Below are 26,507 nucleotides of genomic sequence, written 5' to 3'. Positions count from 1 at the left end.
GCTCCTTGATTTCATCTTGAGATTCACAAATGTCTTCGACGAACCGTAAAGCGGGTCTAAAAGCAGTTAGGCCTACTGATACGAGTGCGTCCTCTCGTTGGTACTGAGTATCTAGAAGATGAAGGACGTTGGAAATGATCCGATCACTGACCATGATTTAAGGAATCAGAAGTGGTATTGGGCTTAGCATAGGCGCTGTAGCCCTTTCGCACCCACAAGAGGTGGCTTTGTTTGATTGTAGGCTTTCAACCAAACTTCGCACCAACTCCCATTCGTAGAATACTAGCCCGGAAGTATCTACAGGATCTGGAAAATATGTGACTCGCACAGTTGCACCATTGTAAAAGGTGTCCGTAAGTGTCACAGGCCCACTGGGAAATAGCCTGCTACTTCTCCCTGCGCTCCAGAATGGATCAGTTCTATTGGCAATAGCTGCATATGCGCCGAGTTGCGCGAGTGCCGCCCCACGGCCCGGGCCGCTTTCACAGGTCAGAGGCTTCAGCTCCCAAATATTCTTGCGATTACGGTCAAATACATCTGGCCGGTCCCTTTCAAATAGGCCCTGAGCTGTGTTGTTCGCTTCAAAGCCTTGTGCTCGAACATATTGTGCGAATCGTTCATGAACCCATGTACCTACAAGCCAAGGTGCAAAGGGTCCTGGTGTAAACGGATCCGCATCAATCGCCTGGCCGGTGCGATCCGAGAATCGGATGGGTGAGCCTAGAGTATAGGCATATGTACTTATTCCGCCTTCGAGCCCTATCGGATCGCTTTCCACATACCGCCCCAGCCCGGGGTTGTAATCCCGATGCCAGTTCTGGAAAAGTCCCGACTCCGCTTCATAAACCTGCCCCGGATGCCTGAGGTTATAAACAAACGGCGTCCCAGTGGACAACGGATCCTGGTCCGGCGCCGAAGACCCAAACGTAATCGTGTCCCACACCCAAACCGGATCGCCGCTGGCGTCATCGATCTGCCGCGGCGTGTTCAGGTGGTCGGCATGCACGTAGTAGGTGCTTGATCCCTTGACCACCGCCACGGGCGTATCGCCCATCCACACCGTCTCCTGGATCGCTGCCCCCGTGCTGGCGTCGTACTCGCCGATCAGGTGCCCGGCCTCGTCATAGGCGTAGACGATGCCCGTGCTCTTGCTTACCCGCTGCCCCAGGCCGTTGTAGGCGTAGCTAACCGTGCCGTCGAGGCTGGTCAGCCGGCCGGTCTTGTCGTAGCCGTAGGTGTGGATTCCATCGGCCGTCAGGCTACCGTTGGCGTCGTAGGTGAAGTTTTGCGTGGTGCTGCCGTCGGTCAGGCTGTTCAGCTGGTTGCTGGTGGTGGCCGAGGTGTAGTCGATGGTGCCGGCAGTGCCGCTCTGCTGCGTGCGGTTGCCGTCGGCGTCGTAGCTGTAGCCGATGCTGAAGCTGGACCCGAGATAGCTGGTCAGCCGGTCCAGGCTGTCGTAGCCGTAGGTCTTGGAGCCGGTCAGCTGCGAGATTCCGCCATGAGTGAGCCCGGTGATGCGGTCGGCCGTGTCGTAGCTGATGCTACCCAGGCTGTGGTCGGTCATGCGGCCGGACTGATCGAAAGCCCTGGTGACCGTCTCTCCGTTGGCAAAGTCCCACTCGGCAATAGGCCCGAACGGCTCCTGCGCAATGTTGCTGGTGACGGGGTTGCCGTCCAGCGTCATGCCGGTGAGCCGGTTGCTGGTCCAGCTGTACCCCAGCACCTTGCCGCTGGGCAGGGTCTGCGTGGCCAGGCGGCCGGCGCTGTCGTAGGTGTAGCTGGTGGTGAGCGTGCGGGCGCCGACGACCTGGGTCTTGCTGGCCAGGCGCCCTTGCGCGTTGTAGACCCAGCTCAGGGTGACGCCGGGGCCGCTGATCTCGGTCAGATGCCCCTTGCCGTAGCTGCCCTGGTCGTAGGTGTAGGTGATGGTGGGGCCGCTAGCGTAGGCGGCCTGGGTCACGCGGCTGAGGGCGTCGTAGCTGTAGGCGACGGCCTGGCTCTTGGCGTCGGTGCGGGTCTTGAGGTTGTCGGCAGAGTCGTAGGTGATGCTGCCGGTGGTGCCGGTGTCCGGGCTCTGCTGCTGGGTGATCTGCTCGAGGTTGTTGACGGTATAGGTCGTCGCGAGGCCGCGCGGGTCGGTGACGCTGTTGACCACGTCGCGGAAGTTGTAGCCGTACTGGGTGATGCCGCTGTCAGGGTCGGTGACCTTGAGCAGGCGATCGAGGCTGTCGTACTCGTGGGTGGCGGTGCGGCCGTCCACGGTCTGGGTGAGGACGTTGCCGTTGCCGTCGTAGCCGTAGCTGGCGACCTGCCCGTTGGCGCCCTGCACTTCCTTGAGGCGGCTGAGCCCGTCGTAGACCCGGGTCTGGCTGCGGCGCAGGGTGTTGCCGGGGTCGTAGACCTCTTCGGCCGTGCGGTTGCCGGCCCAGTCCAGGGTGTAGGCGATGCGGTTGCCGTCCTGGTCGGCGATGCCGGTCAGACGGTGGGCAGCGTCGTAGGTATACGAGAGCCAGGCGCCGTGGGGCGTGGTGACCTTCTTGAGTTGCCCGGCCTTGTCGTATTCGAAGCCGATGGTTTCGCCAGCGGTGCTGCGGGTGAGCAGCTTGCCGCGGGCGTCGTAGGTCAGCAGGGTGATGATGCCGTTGGGGTCGACGATGCGCAGCGGCCTGCCGCTGGCGTCGTAGTGGGTGATCTGGGTGATATGGCCCAGGGGGTTGGTGATCTGGCTGACGTTGCTATGGCTGTCGTAGGCCAGCGTGGTGACGTCCCAGACGTCGGTGCGCGGACCGTTGACGGTGATCAGGCGTTGGCTCGTGTCGTAGCCGTAATCGGTCTGGCGCGAGGAGGACGCGTGGTCCTGGTTCGAGGTAATCTGGCCAGAGCTGTTGTAGCTGTTATAAAAACGATAGTAATAACTGCCGCTCACCACGTCGGCAGCGGCGGAGCTGCGCAAAGGCCCTGAGGTGGTCCAGCTGGTCTCCACATAGCGGGCCTGAGCCGTGCCCTGGGCCTCGATGCGGCTGGTCTCCACGCCGTAGGTGGCGTCGAAAGTGTATTGGGTGGTGATGCCGCGCTTGTCGACCTTGGTCTTTAGATAGCCGTTGCTGTCGTAGGTGTAGCTCTCGGTATTGCTGGACAAGCCGCAGTCGGGGCAGCTGTTGTAGGCCAGCGAGGTGACGCGCAGGGGCTTGTCCGCGATCGCCGCGAAGCTCATCAGGCTTTCGGTGTAGCGGGTGGCGTCGAAATACTCCCGGATCCGGGTGGTGGTGCCGGTCAGGTAGTCGAAGGTGAAGCGCTGCGCGCCGCCGGCATGCTCGCTGAGCACGGTGCGGCCGCTGCTGTCGTAGGCATAGGTGGCGTAGCGGTCGCCGTTCTCGTCGATGATGCCGGTGAGGGCCTGGGGAAAGCTGCTGTCCTCGTAGAGATACTGGCGGACGGGGTTGTCGGTGGTAACGAGCGGGGTGTCGTCGGGATAGGTGACGGACTCCAGCCGGCCCAGGCTGTCCCAGGCGTAGGTGGTGTGGTTGCCGGCCGGATCGACGAACTCCAGGGCGTGCTGGCTGGCGTCATAGGCGATCTGGTAGACCCGGCCGGTGACGGCGTGGGTGTAGGTTTCGGTCTGGCCGCCGTAGCCGTTGCTGCTGTAGCTGATGTTGAAGCGCCGGCCGTCGGCTTCCACGCGGGCGGACAGGCGGCCCAGGCTGTCGAACTCGTAACTGGTGCCCGAAGACTCCTTGAAGACCTGCAGGCCGCTGACCTGGGTAAGCTTGCCGTCGTCGTAACGGTTGGAGGTCCAGGCGGTGGTGCCGGTGTCGCGGATGAAGGCGCGGCGCCAACTGCCGTAGGAGAACACCGCCACGTCGTAGCTCAGCACCGTGGTGATGGTGATCTGCGGCCTGGGGAAGTTCCAGCCTTCGGGCGCTGTCGTGTCGCTGGACAGCTTGCTGGCAAAGCTGCGCTCCATGCGGAAGTCCGCATCGGCGTAGTCGGTCTCTTTCTGGATCTTGCGGCCGGTGGTGCAGTTGACGGGATTGGACCTGTGGGGGTTGGCTGCCGCCGCTTCACAAAGCGTCTTCGGAGTTTGCGTAACCTTCAGCTCCGGCTCGGGTGCCGTGCAGGCACTGCCGCCGGTCTGCCATCGGCGCACATAAAGCGTGTCTTCCGACCAGGACTGGCTGGGACTGTAGATGTTGCAGTAGAAAAAGTTTCCGAGATGACTCTCGCCGCCGCTGCTGAGCCAGCCGGCTCCATACTGTCCCGTGTAGCCAGGGTATCCGCCAAGTCCGCAGTAGCTGGTTGCATAACCCAGCGCGGTGACGAAGTCGAAGCAGGCGTTCTGCGCGGTGATCTTGTCGCCGCAGTCGCCGAGAGTGTGCTGAAAGGTGGCAGGCAGACCCGTTGGAGTGGCGGTAGTCGTCGTGCATGCCGCGTGAGAAGCGGGCGTGTAACACAGCCCGACCAGGGCCAGCAGCGCCAGAGCGAGGAAATCAAGGAGGGAACGCGGGAGCCGCTGCAGTCCATTGCGCATGAAGAATCTTCCAGGATCGACGAGGGTTCGCGCCTATTCAAAGCGAAGATAAGGAGCTTGCGCAATGTGACAAACGAGTCAGGTCTTCGGCGTGCACTTCGCAAGCTTTCCCGCGAATGAAAAAAGGCGGATTACAATATTGCGAATCCGCCCTCTGTCGCAGTTCACTGAAGGACTCTGTGCTACGCCGCCTGCTTCTTCTGCGCAAGGAAATGCGGAATCACGTGTTCGCCGATGTTGCGCAGGGTTTCCAGCGGTGCCCGATGCCAGCCTCGCGAGAGTTCGCGACAGGCGGGGCAAGGACCCGCCCTTGAGCTGCGGTATCGGAACTCATCCGAACGCAGCGGTGTTACTCGAAACGGCAGAAGCTATGGCAGAGATGCGGATCGACGATCCAGTCCGGGCTCTCGGGATCGAACCAGCGGTCCACGTGTGCCCAGTGGTAGGGGTGCATCATGTACTCGCCGGCCAGGCCTTCCAGCGCGTCGTAGCGCTGTTCCCAGACATGGGTCCAGGGCCGCGCGCCCTCGGACTGCACCACGCGCGCCAGACGCCAGGCGCGGATCGCGCGGATGTAGCGCGGCATCGCCAGTACTTCGCGCTCGAAGCGCGCCTGCCGTTCCGCCGGGATGCCCGGCCGCAGGCTCAGCAGCAGGACGCGATAGATGCCGCCTCCGGCCCAGTCGCCGCCGGCCTCGCCTTCCTCGTAGACCGCCGCATCCGCCGCGACTCCGGCGCGGATCAGGCTCGGCGCGGAAGCCGCCGCAAGCCCGGTGGCACTGCCCTGCCAGCGGCGCAGCCACTCGCCGCCGTTCCAGGAGCCCGGCAGGGTTGGCTGCAGCAGGCCGCCGGGGGCGGCATCGCGCAGCCGCTCCAGCGCGCCCTCGGCGGCGGGCACCGGCCAGCGGATCAGTTCGATGCGCCTCAGCATGACGGCAACTCCTCGACCGCGGCGCAGAGGTAGCGCTCGCGGCTCTCGATCAGCTCCTGCGCCTCGCGCCACCAGCCCTGCATTGCCGGATCGGGCCGCGCCTGCAGCGTCATCGCCCAGAAGCCGGCGGCACCGTCCATCGCCCAGACGAACTCGAGCGTGTTCGACTGCTCCTCCAGCCACAGCGGCGGCGACAGCAGCGTGCGTTCAAGCCTGAGGCCGCGTGCCTGCGCGCCGGGCACGTAGCGCTCGCGGTAGGCTCGCAACAGTTCCCGCGCACGGCCGGGCCGGGCGATGAGGCGGTCGACGAGGAAGACGCTCATGGCAGTGCCCCTTCGACCTGCAGGACGATCTTGCCGCGCAGCTCGCCGGCCTGCACGCGGCGCTGTGCCTCGCCGGCCTGCCCCAGCGGCAGCAAGGTCAGCGGCGGCGCGCGCAGCACGCCGTCCGCCGACAGCGCCACCAGCTGGCGCAGCTGCGCGCCGGAGCGGGCGAAGTCGCTCATGGTGGGCACGATGCGCACGCCGCGTTCGGCGGCGCGCTGCGCATCGGCTTGCGGCTCGCCGGCGACCAGGGTCGCCACCGGTGCCAGCACGCCGCCGCCGCGCACGAGGTCGACCGCCTGCGGCAGGCTGCCCTGCCCGACCGCGTCGAGCAGCAGGTCCACGCCTTCCGGTGCCCAGGCGGCCAGCGCCTCCGGCCAGCGCGGGTCGCGATAGTCGAGCGCCAGTGCGGCGCCCAGTGCGAGCAGGTCCTCGCGATTTGCGGCACTGCAGGTCGCCGCGACCGCGGCACCGGCATGGCGCGCCAGCTGGATCGCGTAGCGGCCGACGCCACCCGCGCCGCCGTGCACCAGCAGCTTCTGGCCGGCGCGCAGCCCACCCACCTCGAACAGCCCTTCCCAGGCGGTGATGCCCGCCGTGGGCAGCGCCGCCGCCGCATCGACAGGGACTTGCTCCGGCAGCGGCACCGCGGCCGACGCCCAGATCACGGCGTACTCGGCATAGGAACCCCATTCGCCGGCACCCTGCCGCGAGTACGCCACGACGCGGCGGCCGACGAGAGACGCATCGGCGCCCTCGCCCGCCTTCACCACGGTGCCGGCGAGATCGAAGCCGAGCACGAAGGGAAAGCGGTACTGGAAGAAGGCCGACAACCAGCCTTCGCGGGTCTTCCAGTCCGCCGGGTTGACGCCGGCGCAGGCGACGCGCACCAGCAGCTCGCCGGGGCCCGGCTCGGGCAGCGGCAGCGTGGCGGGTTGCAGTTGCTCCGGCCCGCCGAAGCGCTCGATCACCATCGCGCGCATCGTCGCGCTCACGGCGTTTCTCCATCACCCTGCAGCCCGGCGTAGGCATGCGCGGGCACCTGCGCCGGCGGCAGGCGCGTGCGGCCGTCGAGGCTGAACACCGGCAGTTGCAGCGCGGCCGGGAAATGCAGGCTGTGCGTGACCAGGCCGGTGCGCCCGGCGGCCGGCAGATGCGACATCGCCAGCACCGTCTCCGCGAGATAGGCGACGTCCTCGGTCGGATAGTCCTCCGGGATGTAGCGCGCGGCTCCGAGCGTGCGGATCGCGGTCGAGGGGCCGACCAGATTCACCGCGATGTTGTCGGCGAGCAGTTCCGCGGCCAAGCCCTGTGTGTAGCGGTTCAGCGCCGCCTTGACGGCCGCATACACCGTGGCACCGCCGTTGGCGGCGAACCAGTCGTAGGGCTTGCGCGGCGGCTGCGCGGTGACCGAGCCGATGTTGACGATCCAGCCGGCGCCGCGCGCCCGCATCAGCGGGATCGCGGCCTGCGACAGCGCGAAGGGCACGCGCAGGTAGCAGTCGAGCGTGCGCTCGAACATCGCCGCCGGCATCGATTCCACGCGCGCGTACTCGGCGTAGCCGGCGTTGTTGACCAGGATGTCGAGCCCGCCCGCCCGTTGCGCCGCGCGGCCGACCAGGGCGTCGCGCTGCACGGCGTCCTCGAGATCGGCCGCCAGCGGCAAGGCACGGCCGCCGGCCGCCTCGATCAGCGACACGGTCTCGGCGAGCGTGCCGGTCTCCTGCGCGCTCTGGCCCAGGCTGCGCGCGGTGACGACCACCGTGGCGCCGGCCGCCGCCAGGCGCTGGGCGATGGCACGGCCGATACCACGGCTGGCGCCGGTCACCAGGGCGATGCGCCCGTCCAGCTTCGGGGATTCGAGCATGGCGGCCCTCCTCAGGCGGCGCGCTGCGCCAGCTTGCGGAAATGCGGGATCACGTGTTCGCCGATGTTGCGCAGCGTCTCCAGCTGCGCCCACTGCGGCACGGTGCCCATCTGGCAGATGAAGAGGATTTCGTCGGCGCCGGAGTCGATCAGGCGCTGCACGTAGCCGATGCAGTCTTCCACCGTGCCGTAGGCGTGGTTGGGGTTGAGCAGCATCATCTGCGGATCGCTGAAGTCCATGGTCACCTTCTCGGAGGCGAACTGGGTCTTGATGACGTCCTTGCCGGCGGCGTCGTGCGAGGTGATGTCATCGCTCCACTGGCTGGGATCGGGCTTGGGGCCGGCGCCGTACCAGTGGCCGAGCGATTCCATGAAGTAGCGCTGGCCCTTGATGCCGATCTTGCGGGCCTGCTGGCCGTCCTTGAGGACGATGGTGGGGCACAGCGCGGCGAGGTGCTGGTTGGGGCGGAAGCCGACCTGGTCCTCGGCCTTGCGCGTAGCCCAGGCCGTGCGGTAGACCTCGTTCTTCTTGGCGACGTCTTCCGGACCGCCGAAGCCCAGCACCAGGGCGCCCATGCCGCGCTGGCCGGCGCGGGTCAGGGTGTCGGTGTTGGTGCAGGCCATGTACATCGGCGGATGCGGGTCCTGGTAGGGCTTGGGGTGGATCGGGCGGCGCGGGATCTTGATGTATTCGCCGTCGTGCTCGATCTCGTCCTGCACCATGATCTTGGGGATCAGGTACATGGCCTCGTCGATCTGCGGGTGCAGGGTGCTGAGGTCGTAGCCGAAGGTGCCGGCCTCCTGCTGGGTGCCGCCCTTGCCGACGCCGAAGTGCACGCGGCCGTGGCTCAGCAGGTCCAGCGTGGCGATGCGTTCGGCGACCTTCACCGGGTGGTTCATCGCCGGCGGCAGGCAGACCACGCCGTGGCCCAGGCCGATGCGGCTGGTCTTGCCGGCGAGGAAGGCGAGCACGGTTTCCGGCGCGCTCATGTGGGCGTAGTTGGTCAGCGCGGTGTGCTCCACGCACCAGATCACGTCGAAGCCCATCTGCTCGGCCAGCACGGCCTGCTCGACGATCTCGTCGAACACGCGGCGGTCGCCGGCGCGGGAGGCGTCGGTGGTCTGGGCTTCGTAGATCAGGGAAAATCTCATGGCGGCTCTCCTCAAGACATCTCGCGCGTCCATGGCGGGCGGCGTTCTGGATGCAGTATCCAAAGCGTTTCCGTCGCCGGCTTCGTCGCTTTTATGTCGTCCGTTTTGAGATACCGCCCGGCAAAATGCCGGCGCAGAGTGCTCCGGTCGCAAGCACCGACGGAGACCGCGAATGACCCTAGACCCCCACGCCCAGGCCCTGCTGCAAGCCATGGCCGCCCTGCCCGCGCCGGATTTCACGACGCTGGCGGCGGCCGACTACCGGGCGATGACCGGCAGCGGCGGCCTGCTCGCACCCGGCGACGCGGTGGCGCACAGCGAAGATCGCGAGATCGCCGGCCCCGGCGGGCCCCTGCGCCTGCGCCTGTACTACCCGGACGCGCCCGGCCCGCTGCCGCTGACGCTGTTCCTCCACGGCGGCGGCTTCGTCGCCTGCGGACTGGACACGCATGACAACATCTGCCGCTGCCTGGCGGTGCGCGCGCAGACCCTGGTGGTGTCGGTGGACTACCGCCTGGCGCCGGAAGCGCCCTTCCCCGCCGCCGTGCAGGATGCGGTGGCGGCGCTGGAGTGGCTGCGTGCGCATGCGGGCGAGATCGGCGGCGACGCGCAGCGCATCGCGGTGGCGGGCGACAGTGCCGGCGGCAACCTGGCGGCGGTGCTGGCGCAGCAGGCCAAGGTACGCGGCTGGCCGCTGCGCCACCAGCTGCTGCTGTACCCGGTGACGGATTGCGCGGAGGAATCCGCCTCCTACGCGGCCTGCGGCACGGGCTACCTGCTGACGGCGGAGATGATGCGCTGGTTCCGCTCGCTGTACCTGTCCGGCGGCGGCGACGCGGCCGACCCGCGGGCCTCGCCGCTGCGCGCGAAAGACTTCGGCGGGCTGGCGCCGGCCACCATCGTCACCGCGGAGTACGACCCGCTGCGCGACGAGGGCGAGGCCTATGCGCTGTCGCTGCGGCTCGCCGGGGTGCCGGCGGCGCTGCACCGCTGGTCAGGTCAAATCCATGGCTTTATCAGCATGTTGGGCGCGATCCCGGCGGCCGAGGATACGCTCGACCTGGCGGCTGCTGCACTGCGGCGCGCGTTCGCCGCGCAAGGCAGGTGAGTCATGGTCACCAGGCCTTCATCAATTCAGACGAATCGGGGGTCTGGCCCCTCGGTTAAACCTGTCGTTGCCGGTGCCCCCTCACCGGTGCGAGGAGGAACTGCAATGCTGCGCTTGATCACTCCGGGCGAACCCCGCCCGAACCGGATGCCGAAGGGCCTTGTGGCCGGTGGCGGCGTGTCGATGGAATTCGAGCGCCTCAACGCGCTGTTCGACGCGATCTATGAAGGGCCGATGGAAACCACGCCCTGGCAGACCGCGCTGCGCCTGCTGCAGCAGACCTTCGGCGCGATGCACGTGACGATGATCCTGCGCCCGCCCTCCTCGCAGTCGGCCGGCTTCATGCTCAACACCGACTCGGCCGCGGCCGATGCCACGGAGTCCTACCAGAGCCACTTCTTCGCGCTGGACCCCTTCGTGGGCCTGCCCGAAGGCCAGGTGATCACGCCGGAGGAACTGGTGGGCGCGAGCCGCTGGACCGAGAGCGCGCTGTACCGCGAGTATCTGCGCCCGATGAACGTGGAGCACCTGGTGGGCGCCGACCTGCGTACACAGGAGGGCATCGAGTGCCGCTTCCGCATCTCGCGCTCGTCCGACGCGCCGCCGTTCTCGGACAGCGACAAGGCGCTGTGCCGGGCCCTGCTGCCGCACCTGAAGCGCGCGGTGCGCCTGCACGCGCAGATCGACACGCTGGAATGCGAGCGCCAGCTCTATGCCGGCACGGTCAACCGCATGCTGCTGGGCACGGTCAGCTTTGCCCACAACGGTGACGTGATCGAGGTGAACCCCGAGGCGCGCCGCATCCTCAACGAGAAGGACGGCATGCGCCTGCAGGGCCGCACGCTGTGCCTGGACCGCAACGACGAGGGCCGCGAGCTGCAGCGCATCGTGCGCAAGGTCTGCTCCGGCGCGCCGGTGGACCCGGGCCTGATCGAGGCGCTGTCGGTGACACGGCCTTCCGGCCGCATGAACCTGGGCGTGGTGGTGAAACCAGCGCCGGTCAGCAGCTGGCCGCACGACAGCGCGCAGCGCCCGGTGGCGGTGATGTTCCTGCGCGACCCGGAATGCAGCGGCAAGGCCTCCGAGGAAGCGATCCGCCGGCTGTTCGGGCTGACGCGCATGGAAGCGGCGCTGGCGCAGTGCCTGGCCGACGGTCTCACGGTGGAGGAAGCCGCCGAGAAGCTCAACGTCAAGCGCACCACGGCGCGCACCTACCTGCGTTTCATCTTCTGCAAGACGGGTGTGACGCGGCAGACCAAGCTGGTGCGGACGCTGTTGAACAGCGTGGTTTCGCTGAGCTGAAGCGCGTTTCCTCCAGATAACTTCCCGTTCACGACGAGCAACGTCGTGAACGCCGGGAGCTTGCGTTCCGCACCAGCCTCCCGCGGTGCCTCGATACGCGACGGTCCGATCATCCCGAGTGACCCGCCTTGGCGGGTTGTATCGAGGGACGCGGCGCTACTCGCGATGAACGGTTTTTTTGTATTGCCCCGGATTTCAGAATGAACGAACTCAAAGACAAGGTTGCCCTCATCACCGGCGCTGCCAGCGGCATCGGCCGTGCCGCCGCGCTGCGTTTCGCCGAGGAGGGCGCGAAGCTGGTGCTGGCCGACATCGACGAGAAGGCCGGTGCGGCGCTGGCGGCCGAACTGCCGGCGGCGGTGTTTCAGCGCTGCGACGTGTCGAAGCACGAGCAGTGCTCGGCGCTGGTGGAGCTGGCGGAGCAGACCTACGGCCGCCTCGACATCGCCTTCAACAACGCCGGCATCTCCGACGGGCCGATTCCGCCGGGCACGCTGGACTACCCGCTGGAACTGTGGGATCGCATCATCGCGATCAATCTCTCCAGCGTGTTCTATTGCATGCGCGCACAGGTGCGTTCCATGCTCAAGACCGGCGGCGGCAGCATCGTCAACACCGCCTCCATCGCCGGACAGATCGCCTTTGCCGGCGTGCCGGGCTATGTCGCGGCCAAGCACGGCGTGGTGGGGCTGACCAAGACGGTGGCGGTGGAATACGCGGCGCAGGGCATCCGCTGCAATGCCATCGCCCCCGGCTTCGTCGAGACGGCGATGACCAAGGATGTGCTCGGTGCCGAGCAGGGCCGCCAGATGATGGCCATGGCGGTGCCCGCCGGGCGCGCCGGCGAGGCGCGCGAGATCGCGGAACTGGCGCTGTGGCTGGCCTCGCCGCGCGCCTCCTATGTCACCGGCGCGCTGATGGCGGCCGACGGCGGGTTTCTGGCACGTTAGTGCCCGCGGAGATGGCCCTCAGGCCGGCGCCGTGGCCCCGGCGAGGAAGTCGAGAATCACCGGACCGGCCACCTGCGGCTGCAATGCGAGGAACAGGTGGCCGCCGCCGCGCACCACGTGCAGCCGGCCCTGCGGCAGCAGCGCAGCGAGAATCCGGGCGTTGACCGGGCGCACCAGCGGATCGTCGTCGCCGGTCATCACCAGGGCCGGGCAGCGGACGCGGTGCAGCCAGGGCAGGCTCGAGAACGTCAGCATCGCGGCCAGTTGCTGCAGATAGGTGCGGCGATGCGGGGCTCGCGTCATGCCGGCGAAGGCGATGGCGTGGTCGGGGCGGCCCCGCATCTCGCCGCCGTAGATCGTCGCGGCATTGCGCGCCATGTAGCTGCGCGACAGGTAGCGCTGCGGCGTGGTCATGCGCAGCAGCGCGGACAGCCGGCCCGGCACCATGGTCACGCCGGGGCTGGTGGACATCAGTACCAGGCCGCGCACGCGCTCGCCGTAGTCGTAGGCGATGCGCTGCGCCAGCCCCCCGCCCCAGGACACGCCCGCTACGGTGAAGGGGCCGCGATGGCCCAGCACGTCGAGCAGGCCGACGGCGTAGCGCGCGTACTGCGCCAGCGTCGGCCACAGCCAGGCCGGCGGCGAGCCGCCGGTGCCGGGAATGTCGAACAGCAGCACCGGAACGTCTTTCAGCTCGCGCACCAGCGGCAGCGCCAACTCGATGTTGGCGCCGATGCCGTTGCAGAACAGCAGCGGCATCCCCTGCCCCGGGCGCCAGCCATAGCGCAGACGCAGGCCGCGCACAGTGGCGAAGCCGATCTCGACGCCGCTGGCCGCGAGGGCCGCGCGCTGGCGCTCCAGGCCGGAACCCCAGGCACGTGCCTCGTCCAGCCTTTTGCTCAGGTCCACGCCCGGAGCTTAGCCCAGCACGTACCGGCCGGGTGCTGCCGCGAGCACCGGGTAATCGGTGCTGCCCTCCTCTGCCGGCGCCGCGCGCATCGCAGCGCTGCGGGCCTTGAGCCAGGCATGCCAGTGCGGCCACCAGCTGCCGCTGTGACGCTCGGCGCCGGCCTGCCAGACCTCGGCATCGGGCCCGGTGTCGCCGCCGGTCCAGAACTCCGCCTTCTTGTTGCCCGGCGGGTTGAGGATGCTCTGGATGTGGCCGCTGCTGGACAGCACGAAGGTGTTGCGGCCGCCGAACAGCTGGGTGCTGCGGTAACAGGCCTTCCAGGGCGTAATGTGATCGGTGGTGCCGGCGAGCAGGTAGCTGTCGCACTTGACCCGCCCCAGGTCCACCGGTACGCCGTGCAGGCGCAGCAGGCCCGCCCGGGTCAGCGCGTTGCCGTTGTAGATGTCCATGAACTCGCCGTGCAGCCGTGCCGGCAGGCGTGTGCTGTCGTTGTTCCAGTACAGCACGTCGAAGGCCGGCGGCGCATTGCCCAGCAGCACGTTGTTGACCCAGTAGTTCCAGATCAGGTCGTTGGGGCGCAGCCAGGCGAAGGCGGCGGCCATGTCCTTGCCGTCGAGCACGCCCTTGGCCTGCGAGTAGCGCTTGGCCGCGGCGATGGCGCGCGGCGTGGCGAACAGGCCCATCGGCGTGTCGCCGACGGCGGACACGTCGAGCACGTTGACCATCAGCGTCAGCGAGTGCACGCGGGCGTCACCGGCGGCGGCGCGCGCGGCGACATAGCTGGCCAGGGTCATGCCGCCGGCGCAGGCGCCGACCAGGTTGACGCGCTGCACCGCGCCCAGGTTGCAGATCGCCGAGACCGCGGTGTCGATCGCGGCGGCGTATTCGGCCAGGCCCCAGTCGTGGTGCTCGGCCTCCGGATTGCGCCAGCTGATCACGAAGACCTGCAGGCCCTGCTCCAGCAGGCCGCGGACCACGCTCTTTTCCGGCGTCAGGTCGAAGACGTAGTACTTGTTGATCTGCGGCGGCACGATCAGCACCGGCAGCTCATGCACCTCGGCGGTGGTCGGCCGGTACTGGATCAGCTCCATCAGTTCGGTGCGCAACACCACGCTGCCGGGGGTATTGGCAAGGTTGTCTCCGACCTTGAAGCGGCTCTTGTCGACCTGGGCCGGCAGGCCACGGTTTTCGCGCAGGTCGCGCCACAGGTTCTTCAGGCCCTCGACGGCGCTGTGGCCGCCGGATTCGCGGAAGCGCTTCACCGCCTCCGGCTGCCACGGAAAATTGGAGGGTGCCACGGCGTCGGTCAGCAGCGAGGTCATGAACTGCAGGCGGGCGCGGCTGTGCGCCGGCAGCTGCTGCGCCTCCAGCCATTCGCCGACGGCCTGCTCCAGCGCCAGCCAGGATTGCAGCCAGCGGCGGTAGCGCGAATCGTCCTTCCAGGCGGCGTCGGCGAAGCGCCGGTCCTTGGGCGCGGGCGCCAGCTGCGAACGGTCGCCCAGCACGCGGGCCAGCTCGCGGCCGAGGCTGGTGGCGGTCCTGGCCGTCAGCCGCGGCTGCGCGGCCGCCAGCTTGAGCACGCGCAAGGCTTCGCGGGCGACGTCGCGGGCACGGAAGCCGACGAAGGGATTGGGGCCGAGAATCACCTCGGCGCTGTGGGCGGCGATGCGCTCCTGTGGAGTCTTGCTCATGGCTGGGCTCCGCGGAACAACATGACGGTGACGTCGGCGCCCAGCGCCGGGTCCTTCTCGCCTTCCACTTCCAGTACCGCGCTGGCGGTGGCCAGGATGCGGCCCTCGCCCTTGCGCTCGGCGCTGGCGATGCGGGCGCGGGCGCGTACCCGGGCGCCGGCGCGTACCGGAGTCTTGAAGCGCACGTTGTTGACGCCGGCATTGATCGCCTGGCTGACGTCCGGCGGCACCAGGCCGAGGTCCATCAGCAGCCTGGCCAGCAGCGACAGCGTCAGGAAGCCGTGCGCGATGGGACGGCCGTAGGGGCTGTCGGTCTTGCAGCGCTCGACGTCGACGTGGATCCACTGGCGGTCGCCGGTGCACTCGGCGAACTGGTCGATCTGCGTCTGGTCGACGGTCATCCAGGGCGTGACGCCCAGTTCCTGGCCGACCTGCCCGGGCAGGGTATCGAAGCGGTAGTCCGTCAGCATGGCGTTCTCCGTCTTCCGTTCAGGGCCGGCCGAAATGACGGCCGATGAGGCTCAGGTAAGCCGGCAGGTACTCGCCGGCATCCGCGGTCTCGACGACCTGCGGGCGGACCCGGGCGGGGCTGCGGCCGAGGGGCGCGCCGTTGCGGGCCGCCGAGGGCAGCCGCGGCAGCCGGCGCACGCGCTGCGGATAATCCGAGAAGGCGAAATGGGGAATCATGACTCTAGCTCCTGGGTGTGCAAGTCCATGTCGGACGATGAAATGATGGGTGACCGGGGGTGGGTTGCGCACCGAACCTTAGATAGGTTTTTGGGGGAATCCGGTCGCCGTGGCCCCTGCCGTTCAGGCCGCCGCCGTGGCCTCGCCGGCCTGCTGGATGGCCTCCTGCCGCTGCTGCATCTCGCGGCGCAACTGCAGCCGCAGGCGGGCGGCCTGGTGGCGGCGGTGTTCGTCCGCGGTCGACGGCAGCCGCCGGGGGACCGCGACCGGCTTGCCCTGCGTGTCGATCGCGACCATGGTGAAGTAGCAGCTGTTGGCGTGGCGCCGCACCTGGGTCTGGATGTTCTCCGTGACCACCCGGATGCCGATTTCCATCGAGGTGTTGCCGGTGTAGTTGACCGCGGCCAGGCAGGTCACCAGTTCGCCGACGTGGATCGGCTGCTTGAACACCACCTGGTCGACCGACAGGGTGACCACATAGCGCCTGCAGTAGCGGCTGGCGCAGGCGTAGGCGACCTGGTCCAGCAGATGCAGCAGGTTGCCGCCGTGGACGTTGCCGGTGAAGTTGGCCGTGTCGGGCGTCATCAGCAGGGTCATGCTCAATTCGTGGCTGGGGTGATCCATGTCGGGGCTCCGGCGGCGGCTACGGGCGCCGGGGGCGCCCGGTAGCCGCCAGGACTCAGTCGGGCAGCGCGCTGGTGTAGCCCATCGCGTTGAACTTGCGGATCAGCTCGCGGTGACCGAAGGCGCGGCTGACCGGCTGGAAGCCGACGGCCTTGAGCTGGCCATTGAGGATGCGCTCGGCACTCTCGGCGCAGATCTCGCCGGTCCAGGTGTAGGCCGCCGACAGGTTCATCACGTAGGTCCTGGTTTTGGTGCGGCTCTGTCCATGCACCACGATCACGCCGCGCTGCACGTCCGGATCGTCCTTCGGCGGTTCGCCGGTGTTGATCTGGTCGCCGATGGCGTTGGTCAGCGCTTCCTTGCCGGCCTGGTCGAGGCCCGGAGCCTTTTCGTTGAAGGCCTTGATCGCGGTGATGACGCCGTCGATCAGGTGCTCGCCGATCGCGGTCAGCACCTTGATGTTGCGCAGGCGGTCCTTGAACCAGATCGGCTCGCAGGCGCCGCCCCAGGGATGGGCGTGCACCAGCTGGTTGCGGTACGGCAGCGTCACCAGGTAGGCCTTGTCGTTCGGCCAGGCCTTGAACTCGTTCTGCTCGACGTAGTACTGCGCGGTCTCGCTGCAGACCATGCGCAGGAAGGACTTGGTCGAGGCCTCCGAGGGCAGGCCGTTATCGACCTGGTAGAGGATGTCGAGCGTGTCGATTTCCGGGTCCTCGAGCACGACTTCGGCGGCGATGGCGCCGGCAGACCACATGAACGAGGTGGCCGGGGCCAGCAGCAGCTGCCTGGCCGCGAACGGGGCGCCGTACTTCTCGCCGATGGCCTTGGTCCAGTCCTGCTCGCCGGTGGTGTCGATGTAGTGGCAGCCGGCTTCCAGCGACGCTTCCACGATCGGCCAGGCCAGCTGCATGAACGGACCGACGACGTTGATGACGACCTTGGCCTTCCTGAACAGCGGCAGCACCGCGGCCTTGTCGTGCTCGACGGCGACGACTTCGGCGTCGAGCTTCCAGGCGTCGGCGCCCATGCGCTCGCGGATGATGTCCAGGTTCTTCTTCAGCTTGTCGGCATTGCGGCCGGCGAAGTAGAAGGGGATGCGGCGGTGGGCCAGGGCTTCGCCGATCAGCTTGCCGGTGTAGCCGCTGCCGCCGTAGACGACGATGTTGCGTGAGTTGGACATGGTGATTCTCCTCAGGTTTCGGTATGGACTTGGGTGGGGTTGCGTTCGAAGGCCTCGATCAGGAAACGCTCCTGGGGTTTTTCCGAGGCGGTCTTGGGAATCTGTTCCAGCACCTGGATGTAGCGCGGAACGAAGTTGGCCTCGAGCTTCTTGCGGCAGGCCCTGAACAGGGCCTGCGGATCGAAGCCCACGGGGTTCTTCGGTACGACGGCGGCGACCGGATCCTTCTCGCCGGGCACGCCGGACTTCGCCGGCACGCCATAGACGTAGACGTCGTCCACCTGGGACGACTCGGCGATCGCCTTCTCGACGAAAGCCGGGTTGATGAAGTCGCCGTTGCAGCGGATGCCGCCGCCCTTGCGGAACTGGAAGTACAGCCAGCCGTCCGCATCCTCGGTGACGACGTCGCCCATGTGCAGCCAGCCGTCCTTGCATTTCCTGGCGCTGGCTTCCGGGTTCTGGTGGTACTCGACCTTGAAGTCCGAGCCGTCGGCGTACCGGAACAGCAGCTCGCCCGGCTGCCCGCGCGGTACATCGCGGCCCTCGTCGTCGACGATGCGGTGCTGCAGCGTCGGGATCGGCTTGCCGATGGAGCCGACCGGGCCGGCACCGAGGGGCTTGACCGTCAGGCCGCCCTCGGCGGCGCCGTAGAACTCCAGGATCTGCACGCCGAAGCGCTGCTCGAAGTCCGCCCAGATCGCCGCCGGCATGCCGGCCGAGACGATGAAGCGCACCGGGTTGTCGGCGTCGTCGGGCTTCGGCGGGTCGGCATAGACCGCGGTGGTCATGCCGCCGAGCAGGTTGAAGCTGGTGCAGCCGTACTGGCGGGTGATGTCCCACAGCCGCGACTTGGTGAAGCGGCGCGACAGCACGCAGCGCAGGCCGGCGGCGAGCGCCGAACCCAGCGTCAGGACCTGGGCGTTGGCATGGGTCATCGACAGTCCGGAATACGGGCGGTCGTCCGGGCGGTAGCCGAACAGGCGGGGCGCGACCGCGGCGTTCTCGCAATAGCGCCGGTGGGTCATGACGATGCCCTTGGGATCGCCGGTGGTGCCCGAGGTGTAGATCAGCTGCATCGCCGCTTCCGGTGGCAACTCGACGGGAGTGACGCTCTCGGGGTCGGCCAAGAGCAGCTGCGACCAGGGCACGACGCCGTGCTGGCGCAGCGTGTCGTCGAAGGCCTTGCCCTCGTCCGTCGGCAGGCCCACGATCCATTTCAGCTCGGGAAGATCGCGGTGGACCTCCGCGAGGTTCGGCAGCGCGTAGTCGGCGGCGATGACGCCGCGGCAGTTGGCGAAGCGCAGCATGTAGGCCAGCTTGTCGCCGCGGGTGCGCGGGTCAATCGGCACGAACACCGTACCGGACACCGCCGCGGCGACCATCGCCTCGACGAACTCGGCGTGGTTGGCCATCAGCAGCGCGAAGCGCTCGCCCTGCTGCAGCCCCAGCGCGGTCAGCCCGGCGGCCAGCGAGCGGCCGTGGTTCCACAGCTGGCGATAGCTGCGGACTTCGTCCGGACGCTTGCCGCCGCCCTCGATCGTCAGCACGTCGAGGTCGGGGCGCTCGGCGGCGCGGTTGGCGAGGATGCCCGCCAGGGTCAGTTCGGAATGCCTGCTCATGTTCTTCACTCCCGCTGCAGCACGCTGATGACGATGGCGGCGACGTCGTTGCCGATGAAGCCGCCGCCGTTCTCCGCCATCGCGGTGCGCGCGCCCTCCACTTGGCGGCCGCCGGCGCGGCCGCGCAGCTGCTCGACCAGCTCGACGATCTGTCCGGCGCCGGAAGCGCCGATGGGATGGCCCTTGCGCAGCAGGCCGCCGGAGGTGTTGACCGGGATGCGGCCGCCCAGGGTGGTGGCGCCGCTCTCGACCAGGGCGGCGCCCTCGTTCTTCGGCGCCAGGCCGAGGTATTCGTAGTAGATGACTTCGGCCGGCGAGGAGGCGTCGTGCAGCTCGACCACGTCGAGATCGCGCGGGCCGACACCGGCGGCCTCGTAGGCCAGGCGCGCGGCGTACTCCGGCACGGTCTCCTGCCCTGCGGCATAGTCGAAGCCGGAGGCCAGCACCGAGGACAGCACGCGGACCCTGTCCCTGAGCCCCATGGCGCGGGCCTTGCGCTCGGACACCAGCACCACCGCGGCGGCGCCGTCGCCGATCGGCGAGCACATCAGCAGGGTCATCGGGTCGGCGATCATCGGCGCGGCCAGCACTTCCTCCACCGTCAGGCGGTCCTGGTACTGCGCCTTGGGGTTGAGGCTGCCGTGCAGCGAGTTCTTGGCCGAGACCATGGCGAAATGCTTCGCGGTGGCTCCGGTACGCTGCATGTAGCTGCGCGCCATGCTGGCGTACAGGTCCATGAACAGCGAGCGCCTGGTGCCGGCGCCCTCGAGGTCGCCGGTGGCGCCGGTGTCCTTCATGTTCTGCGCCAGGCCGGCCAGTACCTCGTCGATGGCTTCCAGGTCGACCGCGCCCTGGAACACCGAAAAGGTCTTGCGCTTGTCTTCGTTGTAGAGCTTCTCGAAACCGCAGACCAGGACCACGTCGTAGACGCCGAGCGTGATCATCTGAGCGGCTTGCTGGAAGGCGGTGGCGGAGGTGGCGCAGGCGTTCTCGACGTTGATCACCGGAATGCGGCCGATGCCCATGCCGCGCAGCACCGCCTCGCCGGGAATCAGCACCTGGCCGGTGGTGACGCCGGCGGCGCCGTTGCCCATGTAGGCGGCCTGGAGATCGGCGGCTTCGAGGCCGGCGTCCTGCAGGGCTCCGCCGATGGCCTCGGCGGCGAGCGACTTGAGGCCGCGGTCGAGGAACTTGCCGAAGCGCGTCATGGCGACGCCGGCGACGTATGCATTGGTTTTCATGGCGGCATCGCTTCAGTAGCGCACCGGGTCGGCGAGGTAGGTGCCGCCCTTGATGGCGAGGAACTCGTTGCAGCCGTCCTCGATCATCGAGGAGCGGGCGTCGCGCAGCAGCTTCTCCACCGGGTACTCGCGGGTGACGCCGTTGCCGCCGAACATCTGGATGGCCTCGGAGGCAACCTCGAACGCGGTCTGCGTGGCGGTGATCTTGGCGGCGATGGAGCCCTGGATCGCCGGCACCGGGCTGGTGTGGTTGAAGTACATGACGCGCCGCGCCAGGGCGCGCGAGGCCTCGACCTTGCGGAACATGTGGAACAGGCGGTAGCGCACGTTCTGGTGGCGGATGATCGGCACCCCGCCCTGCTTGCGCGTGTGGGCGTACTCCAGGGCGTGCTCGTAGGCGGCGCGGGCGGCACCGGTCCAGATCGAGGCCATGATGCAGTTGGCCTCGGCCAGCAGCGCGTAGATCGCGGCGTGGTACGGCTCGCCCGGCGCGGCGACCATGTGGTCCCGCGACACGCGCACGTCGTCGAAGTACAACTCGCCCTGGGTCAGGGCGCGCTGGCCAAGCTTGTCCAGCACCTTGCCGCGCGACACGCCGGGACGGTCCAGCGGCAGGATCACGCAGCACTGCTTGAACTCGCCGCTGCCGTCGTCCAGCGAGGCGAACAGGCAGCACAGGCCGGCGATCGGGCCGTTGGACACCCAGGCGGATTTCTGGCCGCTGACGACCAGTTCGTCGCCGTCGATGCGGACGACGCAGTTGGGCTTGCCGTAGGACGAGCCCGGCTGCGCGGTCTGGCGGCCGAAATCGAGGATGTCGGAGCCGTGGTCGGGCTCGGTGATGCCCCAGCAGCCGACGCGATCCTCCGGGTAGCGCTCCAGCAGGGTCTGGTTCTGCATCGCGTGCATCACGATCCACGGCACCGTGGAGGCCGCCAGGCAGATCGCCAGGCCGCCGTCGCCCCAGCCCAGTTCCTCGAAGGCGGTGGACATGATGCGGCCGCGCTCCTCGGCCGGCAGCTCGAAGATCGAGCCGACGGTCAGGCCCAGCTTCTGGTACTCGCCCAGCAGGGTCCACAGGGACGAGCCCGGCGCGATCACCTGGTTGGGGTCGTGCAGCTCGTCGAGTTCGCGGCCGATCGGCCGCATGACCTTTTCGGCGAAGCGGCGGACACCGGTCAGGATGGCCTCCTCCGTTTCGCTCTGCTGGGGTTCCAGCCCCGTGGGGCCCAGCTGGACCCGGATGCCGTCGTATGCCATGTGTGTTCTCCTCGGTTGCTGCCGTGTGGCGGCGATGGGTGGTACTTTGGGAACCAACCGCTGCCAAAAGACCTAACTGAAGTTAGGATTTGGGGGAGGAGACACCGACCAGGAGCGGCCATGACCGCCAGTGCGCAGATCACGCTCGTCGAGGCCAAGCTGTTCCCCGGAGGGGGCACGCAGCGGCCACTGCCGCGGCCGCGCCTGGACCCGCCGGCGGCGCTGCTGGCCGGGCAGGCCACCGTGGCCAGCGTCGTCGCGCCGGCCGGCTACGGAAAATCCACGCTGCTGGCCCATTGGTTCCAGTTGCTCGGCGAGCGCGACACCCTCTGCGCCTGGCTGTCGCTGGACGAGGACGACAACGATCCGGCGCGTCTGCTGCGCTACCTGGTCGGGGCGCTGCAGACGGTGGCGCCGGAGATCGGAGCCGATGCGACGGCGCAGCTGGACGGGCCGGCGAGCGCCCCCAAGCTGGTGCTCGAGTCCCTGGCGGCCGACCTGGGGCGGGTGGAACGGCGCATCGCCCTGTTCCTCGACGACCTGCACTGCCTGCACAACGCCGAGGCCCTGCAGGTAGTGGAATGGCTGCTCAACTACGCACCGAAACGCATCCAGTTCCTGATCGGCTCGCGCGAGGACGCCAAGGTCCGTCTCGGCGGCCTGCGCGTGCGCGGCAGCCTGTTCGAACTTTCGCAGCACGACCTGACGTTCGACTACGACGAGGCCAGGCGTTTCTGCCAGGCGCGCCTGGATGGCGAGCTGTCGGCGCAGGACCTGATGCAGCTGGTGCGCAAGACCGAGGGCTGGCCGGCCGGGCTGGAACTGGCGGCGCTGGCGCTGCAGGGCGCGCCGGATCGCGAACAGCTGATCGAAGCCTTTGCCGGCTCCGACCAGAGTCTCATCGACTACCTCGGCGACGTGGTGCTGAGCCGGCTCGACGAGACCACGCGGTGTTTCCTGTTCCAGGCCGCGCAGTTCGATCGCATCGGCGGCGCACTGGCGCGCGCCGCCACCGGCAACGACCGGGCCGAGACACTGCTGGCCGAGTTGCAGGCGCGCAACCTGTTCCTGATCGCGCTTGACCGTCGCGGCGAGTGGTTCCGCTTCCACCAGCTGGTCGGCGAGTATTTCCGCCGGCGCTACCGGATGGCGCAGCCACAGGACTGCGCGGCGGTACTGCTGCGCGGCGCGCAGTGGCTGCAGCAGCGCGGCCACACCGAGGATGCGATCAATGCCGCGATCCGCGCCGAGGCCTGGGAGCCGGCCACGCAATGGCTGGCCGAAACCGTCGAGGACACCTCTCACCGGCTCGGGTATCACCAGATGGTGCTGCGCTGGATGCACGCGATCCCGCACGAGTGGATGGACCGCTACCCGACGATCCGCATCAACTATGCCCTCTCGCTGCTGTTCGCGACGCGGCTGGACCAGGCCCAGGCGCAGGTGCGTCATCTGGAGCGCCTGCTGACGCGCCTGGAAACCGCCGACGCCGCGGCACAGCGCGACGGCATCGACACGATCCGTTGTGCGCTGGAGCTGCAACAGGTCCTCGCCCAGGCCCTCGGCGACGAGGGCCGCAAGGTGCGCGAGACGGCGCAGCATTGGCTGGAGCGCTGGCCGCAGGCGGCGCCGGTGCAGCTCGGCTCGGCATGGAACTCGCTGGCCTTCGGCCACAAGAGCTGCGGCGACATCGATGCGGGCCTGCAGGCGATGCAGCAGGGCCGGCGCGTGCTGCAGGCGCACCAGGGTTACTACGGCCTGGCCTGGAGCTACACGGTCGAAGCGTTCCTGCTGATGAAGCGCGGCGCCTACGGTGATGCACGGCGCTGCTGCCAGGCCGGGCTGGAGCTGCTGCGCGACAAGCTCGACGGCCATCGCAGCCATGCCAGCGTCTTCGAGGTGATCCTGGCAGCGGTGGCTTACGAATTCGACGAGACCGAGCAGGCGCTGCGCCACCTGGAGGTCGGCCTGGTCAACCTGGAGGAGTACGGCACCGCCGACGTGCTGATCATGGCCTGGCTGACGCAGGCGCGCCTGCAGTTCCTGCAGGGCAATGCCGAGGCCGGCTACGCCAGCCTGCAAGCGGGACGCGAGGCGGCGGCGCGGCGCGGCCTGCCGCGGGTGGAGATCACCCTGGCCACCGAGGAATGCGGCTGGCGCTGCCGCTCACGCGAATTCGATGCGGCGCTGGCGCTGGCCGGGCGCTACGGCATCGACCGGCCGGTCGAAGCGGCCACGGGCTGGGACATGGCGGCGGAGAAGGCCTCGCGCTCCGCGACGCGGCTGCTGCTGCACAGCAACCCTGCCAGCGCAGTCCGGCCGCTGGAGTCGGCTCTACGCCACGCCCGCGAGAAGGGGCTGCTGCGCCGCCAGGCGGAGCTGCTGTTGCTGCTCGCGGCGGCGCAGCGCCATGCCGGTGCCCCGGAACCGGCGGCGGCGGCGCTGGGCGAGGCCCTGCAACTGGGCACGGCACATGGGTACCGGCGCCTGTTCCTGGACGACGCCGCGGAAGTCGCCGCGATCGCGCAGCGCGGCGGCACTGCGCTGTCGCGCGATCCGGCAGTCGCCGGCCTGCTGCGCAGCCTGCTGGAACCCGCCGGCGGGGCCGCGGCGCGCCCGGTCTCCGGGCTGGTCGAGGAGCTGACCAAGCGCGAGCTGAAGATCCTGCGCCAGCTCGACTCCGGCCTCAGCAATCGGGAAATCGCGGAGTCGATCTTCATCAGCGAGGGCACGCTGAAGTGGCACCTGCACAACATCTACGGCAAGCTCGGCAGCAAGAATCGCTCGGGCGCTCTGGCAAAGGCACGTAGCCTGGGCCTGCTCGGCGCCGAGGGCGTAAAGAAGTGAACCGCCGCGGCCCTGCATCCGCGGCAACCGTACCCGGCAGGATCGAAGAGCGATGAAAACCTAACCCTAGTTAGGGGCGCCCGCCCCTGTCCTGCGCCACTCTTGCCTCGCCCACAAGCAGCGGGTCACGACAGGAGAGATGTAATGCAGTACACCCAGTTCAAGGCGCTGGCGCTGGCGGGCTTTGCCGCTGCGGCGTTCAGTCTTTCGCCGTCGGTCCTGGCCAAGGTCCCCGCTGCCGAAGCGGCGAAGCTCGGCCAGGAACTGACCCCGGTCGGCGCCGAGAAAGGCCCCAACAAGGACGGCAGCATCCCGGCCTGGACGCCGGCGGCACAGCGAGGTGCGCTCAAGGGCGAGTTCCCCAATGACGCGAAGATCGACGCCGAGAAGGCGCTGTTCACGATCACCAAGGCCAACATGGAGCAGTACGCGGCCAAGCTGACGGAAGGGCACAAGAAACTGCTCAAGACCTACGACAGCTACAAGATGAACGTGTATCCGTCGCACCGCGTGGTGAACTTCCCGGAGGCGATCCTGAAGGCGACGGCGGAGAATGCGGTCAACTGCGAGATGGTCGGCACCGACACGCCGGACAACTGCAAGCTGGGCTTCCCCTTCCCGATTCCCAAGACCGGCGCCGAGCCGATCTGGAACCACAAGATGAAGTGGCGCGGCGAGGCGCAGACGCGCTTCAACAACCAGATGATCGTGCAGCCCAACGGACAGTTCCAGCTGACCAAGATCATCGAGGACGTGACCTTCGGCTACGCGTCGATCAAGAGCCCGGTGCCGGTCACGAAGAACTCGGGCGAGTTCCTCAAGTACCTGTCCAAGACGGTGGAGCCGCCGCGCATGGCCGGCACCTTCATCCTGGTGCACGAGAAGGCCGGCACGGGTGCGGAAGGCCGCGCCGCCTGGCTGTACTCGCCGGGCCTCAAGCGCATCCGCCGCGCCCCGACGGTCTGCTGCGACAATCCCTACGAGGGCACCGACGGCCACCAGTTCTACGACCAGGTGGACATGTTCAACGGCGTGCTGGAGCGCTACAACTGGAAGCTGGTCGGCAAGAAGGAGATGTTCATCCCGTACAACTCCAACAAGATTTCCGGCAACAAGCTCAAGTACAAGGACCTGGCCAAGCCCAAGCACCTCAATCCCGATCTGCCGCGCTACGAGCTGCACCGTGTCTGGGTGGTCGAGGCCGACCTGAAGCAGGGTACCAGCCACACCTTCAAGAAGCGCCGCTTCTACATCGACGAGGACAGCTGGAACATCGTGGCCGTGGACGACTACGACAAGCGCGACGAGCTCTACCAGTTCCAGGAAGGCCACCTGATCTTCGCCTACAACATCCTGGCGGCGACCACGGTGCCGGAAGTGATCTACCACTTCACCTCGGGTCGCTACTTCGTGACCGCCGCTTTCAACGAGGACAAGCCCAACGACGTCAGCGTCTCGTTCAAGGACGACTACTTCAGCGCCAGCTCGGTGCAGAAGATGACGACCAAGTAAGAGCTTCTGCGTCGGCCAGACCTCCGCTGCGATCGGCCGACTCATTGATTGCCGCCCGCGAGGGCGGCAATCTCTTTTGCAGGGCTTGTCCAGGCATACCCGGAGGCGTCCCTTTCCCCGGGACAACTCCGCAGGACCTCCGGTACTCTGCGCCCTCTTTCCCAGGCGGGTACGCTGAGGTTCTGGCGTTTCAGTTCCCTCTCCCGCGAGCGGGAGAGGGGATACAGAAGCTAGTAAGTCTTGTACGGCAGGAACTTGCCGCTCATGACGATGCGGACGCGGTCGCCCTTGGGATCGGGCTCGCGCTGCAGGTCCATGGAGAAGTCGATGGCGCTCATGATGCCGTCGCCGAATTCCTCGTGGATCAGGGCCTTGAACGTGGTGCCGTAGATGCTGATCAGTTCGTAGAAGCGGTAGACCAGCGGATCGGTGGGCACGGCCGAGGGCAGCGAGCCCTTGTAGGGCACGACCTGCAGCTGCGCGACGGCGGCGGCCGGCAGCTCCAGCAGGGCACCGAGCTTTTCGGCGTCGGCCTGGGTGAAGGTCATCTGGCCGAGCAGGCCGGCGGTGACCCACTCCTTGCTGTGGCCGACGGCGGTGGCCAGGTCGGCCCATTTGAGGCCCTTGGCGAGCTTGGCTTCGAGGATGGCGGCGGTGACTTCGTCGCGGGTCATGTTCGGTTTTTCCTGTGGTGACATGGGGTGCAAGGGCAGCCCATCACACGCAAGCACGATGCCAGCGGGCCGCGTAAGCTGCGGGCCTTCCAGGACCCGGAC

At 67.9% G+C, this 26,507-nt stretch carries 21 protein-coding genes; 5 read left to right on the top strand and 16 right to left on the bottom strand.

Features of this window, described 5'->3' with window-relative positions; genetic code table 11:
• Window positions 1-157 precede the first annotated feature (157 nt).
• The 6 genes from D0B54_RS06365 to D0B54_RS06340 all read right to left on the bottom strand — a co-directional run bounded on the left by D0B54_RS06365 (window position 158) and on the right by D0B54_RS06340 (window position 8,800).
• Window positions 158-4,147: an RHS repeat protein gene (locus tag D0B54_RS06365; RefSeq protein ID WP_162932249.1), complete on the bottom strand. Its 3,990-nt coding sequence runs from the start codon at window positions 4,145-4,147 to the stop codon at window positions 158-160.
• Between the two features lie 730 nt (window positions 4,148-4,877).
• A complete protein-coding gene (locus D0B54_RS06360; RefSeq protein WP_117290276.1) occupies window positions 4,878-5,459 on the bottom strand; it encodes a Dabb family protein in 582 nt (193 codons plus the stop codon).
• On the bottom strand, window positions 5,453-5,782 hold the full coding sequence (locus tag D0B54_RS06355; RefSeq protein WP_117290274.1) for a hypothetical protein: 330 nt from the start codon (window positions 5,780-5,782) through the stop codon (window positions 5,453-5,455). The genes D0B54_RS06360 and D0B54_RS06355 overlap by 7 nt, the downstream gene beginning before the upstream one ends.
• Complete coding sequence (locus D0B54_RS06350) at window positions 5,779-6,777, bottom strand: NADP-dependent oxidoreductase (RefSeq protein WP_205527289.1); 999 nt, start codon at window positions 6,775-6,777, stop codon at window positions 5,779-5,781. The genes D0B54_RS06355 and D0B54_RS06350 overlap by 4 nt, the downstream gene beginning before the upstream one ends.
• Window positions 6,774-7,649, bottom strand: a complete 876-nt coding sequence (locus D0B54_RS06345) for an SDR family NAD(P)-dependent oxidoreductase (protein WP_117290272.1) — start codon at window positions 7,647-7,649, stop codon at window positions 6,774-6,776. Before D0B54_RS06345 ends, D0B54_RS06350 begins: the two co-directional genes overlap by 4 nt.
• Before the next feature lie 11 nt (window positions 7,650-7,660).
• Entirely contained in the window at window positions 7,661-8,800 is a 1,140-nt protein-coding gene (locus D0B54_RS06340; RefSeq protein ID WP_117290270.1) for an LLM class flavin-dependent oxidoreductase, read from the bottom strand.
• Window positions 8,801-8,972: 172 nt separating this feature from the next.
• Between D0B54_RS06340 and D0B54_RS06335 the strand changes: the two genes are divergently transcribed.
• From D0B54_RS06335 to D0B54_RS06325, 3 genes are all read left to right on the top strand, one after another.
• Window positions 8,973-9,908, top strand: coding sequence for an alpha/beta hydrolase (locus D0B54_RS06335; protein WP_117290268.1), 936 nt, complete (start codon window positions 8,973-8,975; stop codon window positions 9,906-9,908).
• Between the two features lie 105 nt (window positions 9,909-10,013).
• Window positions 10,014-11,210, top strand: a complete 1,197-nt coding sequence (locus D0B54_RS06330; RefSeq protein WP_162932248.1) for a helix-turn-helix transcriptional regulator — start codon at window positions 10,014-10,016, stop codon at window positions 11,208-11,210.
• Window positions 11,211-11,410: 200 nt separating this feature from the next.
• Entirely contained in the window at window positions 11,411-12,160 is a 750-nt protein-coding gene (locus tag D0B54_RS06325; protein ID WP_117290264.1) for an SDR family NAD(P)-dependent oxidoreductase, read from the top strand.
• 18 nt (window positions 12,161-12,178) lie between these two features.
• Here D0B54_RS06325 and D0B54_RS06320 read toward each other — a convergent pair whose 3' ends face one another.
• The 9 genes from D0B54_RS06320 to D0B54_RS06280 form a co-directional block, all read right to left on the bottom strand.
• Window positions 12,179-13,069 carry an alpha/beta fold hydrolase gene (locus D0B54_RS06320; protein WP_117290262.1) on the bottom strand — a complete coding sequence of 297 codons (891 nt, stop codon included), beginning with the start codon at window positions 13,067-13,069 and terminating at the stop codon, window positions 12,179-12,181.
• Between the two features lie 9 nt (window positions 13,070-13,078).
• Window positions 13,079-14,761 carry an alpha/beta fold hydrolase gene (locus tag D0B54_RS06315; protein WP_117290260.1) on the bottom strand — a complete coding sequence of 561 codons (1,683 nt, stop codon included), beginning with the start codon at window positions 14,759-14,761 and terminating at the stop codon, window positions 13,079-13,081.
• Window positions 14,758-15,231 carry a MaoC/PaaZ C-terminal domain-containing protein gene (locus D0B54_RS06310; protein ID WP_117290258.1) on the bottom strand — a complete coding sequence of 158 codons (474 nt, stop codon included), beginning with the start codon at window positions 15,229-15,231 and terminating at the stop codon, window positions 14,758-14,760. Before D0B54_RS06310 ends, D0B54_RS06315 begins: the two co-directional genes overlap by 4 nt.
• A gap of 19 nt (window positions 15,232-15,250) precedes the next feature.
• The gene (locus tag D0B54_RS06305) at window positions 15,251-15,448 is read right to left on the bottom strand and encodes a hypothetical protein (RefSeq protein ID WP_117290256.1); all 198 of its coding nucleotides are present in this window, start codon (window positions 15,446-15,448) and stop codon (window positions 15,251-15,253) included.
• 123 nt (window positions 15,449-15,571) lie between these two features.
• A complete protein-coding gene (locus D0B54_RS06300) occupies window positions 15,572-16,072 on the bottom strand; it encodes an acyl-CoA thioesterase (protein ID WP_117290255.1) in 501 nt (166 codons plus the stop codon).
• A 55-nt stretch (window positions 16,073-16,127) separates the two neighbouring features.
• On the bottom strand, window positions 16,128-17,252 hold the full coding sequence (locus D0B54_RS06295) for a saccharopine dehydrogenase family protein (protein WP_117290253.1): 1,125 nt from the start codon (window positions 17,250-17,252) through the stop codon (window positions 16,128-16,130).
• Window positions 17,253-17,263: 11 nt separating this feature from the next.
• Window positions 17,264-18,871, bottom strand: a complete 1,608-nt coding sequence (locus tag D0B54_RS06290) for an AMP-binding protein (RefSeq protein ID WP_117290251.1) — start codon at window positions 18,869-18,871, stop codon at window positions 17,264-17,266.
• A gap of 5 nt (window positions 18,872-18,876) precedes the next feature.
• Complete coding sequence (locus D0B54_RS06285) at window positions 18,877-20,112, bottom strand: thiolase family protein (protein WP_117290249.1); 1,236 nt, start codon at window positions 20,110-20,112, stop codon at window positions 18,877-18,879.
• A gap of 12 nt (window positions 20,113-20,124) precedes the next feature.
• On the bottom strand, window positions 20,125-21,372 hold the full coding sequence (locus D0B54_RS06280) for an acyl-CoA dehydrogenase family protein (RefSeq protein WP_117290247.1): 1,248 nt from the start codon (window positions 21,370-21,372) through the stop codon (window positions 20,125-20,127).
• A 120-nt stretch (window positions 21,373-21,492) separates the two neighbouring features.
• On the opposite strand from D0B54_RS06280, the gene D0B54_RS06275 reads away from it, so the two are divergent.
• Together D0B54_RS06275 and D0B54_RS06270 are read left to right on the top strand one after the other, a co-directional pair.
• Window positions 21,493-24,219, top strand: a complete 2,727-nt coding sequence (locus tag D0B54_RS06275; protein ID WP_117290245.1) for a LuxR C-terminal-related transcriptional regulator — start codon at window positions 21,493-21,495, stop codon at window positions 24,217-24,219.
• A gap of 144 nt (window positions 24,220-24,363) precedes the next feature.
• Window positions 24,364-25,731 carry a DUF1329 domain-containing protein gene (locus D0B54_RS06270; RefSeq protein WP_117290243.1) on the top strand — a complete coding sequence of 456 codons (1,368 nt, stop codon included), beginning with the start codon at window positions 24,364-24,366 and terminating at the stop codon, window positions 25,729-25,731.
• Between the two features lie 230 nt (window positions 25,732-25,961).
• Here the strand turns inward: D0B54_RS06270 and cynS are convergent, their stop codons facing one another.
• Window positions 25,962-26,405 carry a cyanase gene (gene cynS / locus D0B54_RS06265; RefSeq protein ID WP_117290241.1) on the bottom strand — a complete coding sequence of 148 codons (444 nt, stop codon included), beginning with the start codon at window positions 26,403-26,405 and terminating at the stop codon, window positions 25,962-25,964.
• Window positions 26,406-26,507 lie beyond the last annotated feature (102 nt).

The sequence above is a fragment of the Solimonas sp. K1W22B-7 genome, from assembly GCF_003428335.1.
Lineage (GTDB): Bacteria > Pseudomonadota > Gammaproteobacteria > Nevskiales > Nevskiaceae > Solimonas_A.
This window is presented reverse-complemented; position numbering and strand designations above follow the sequence as displayed.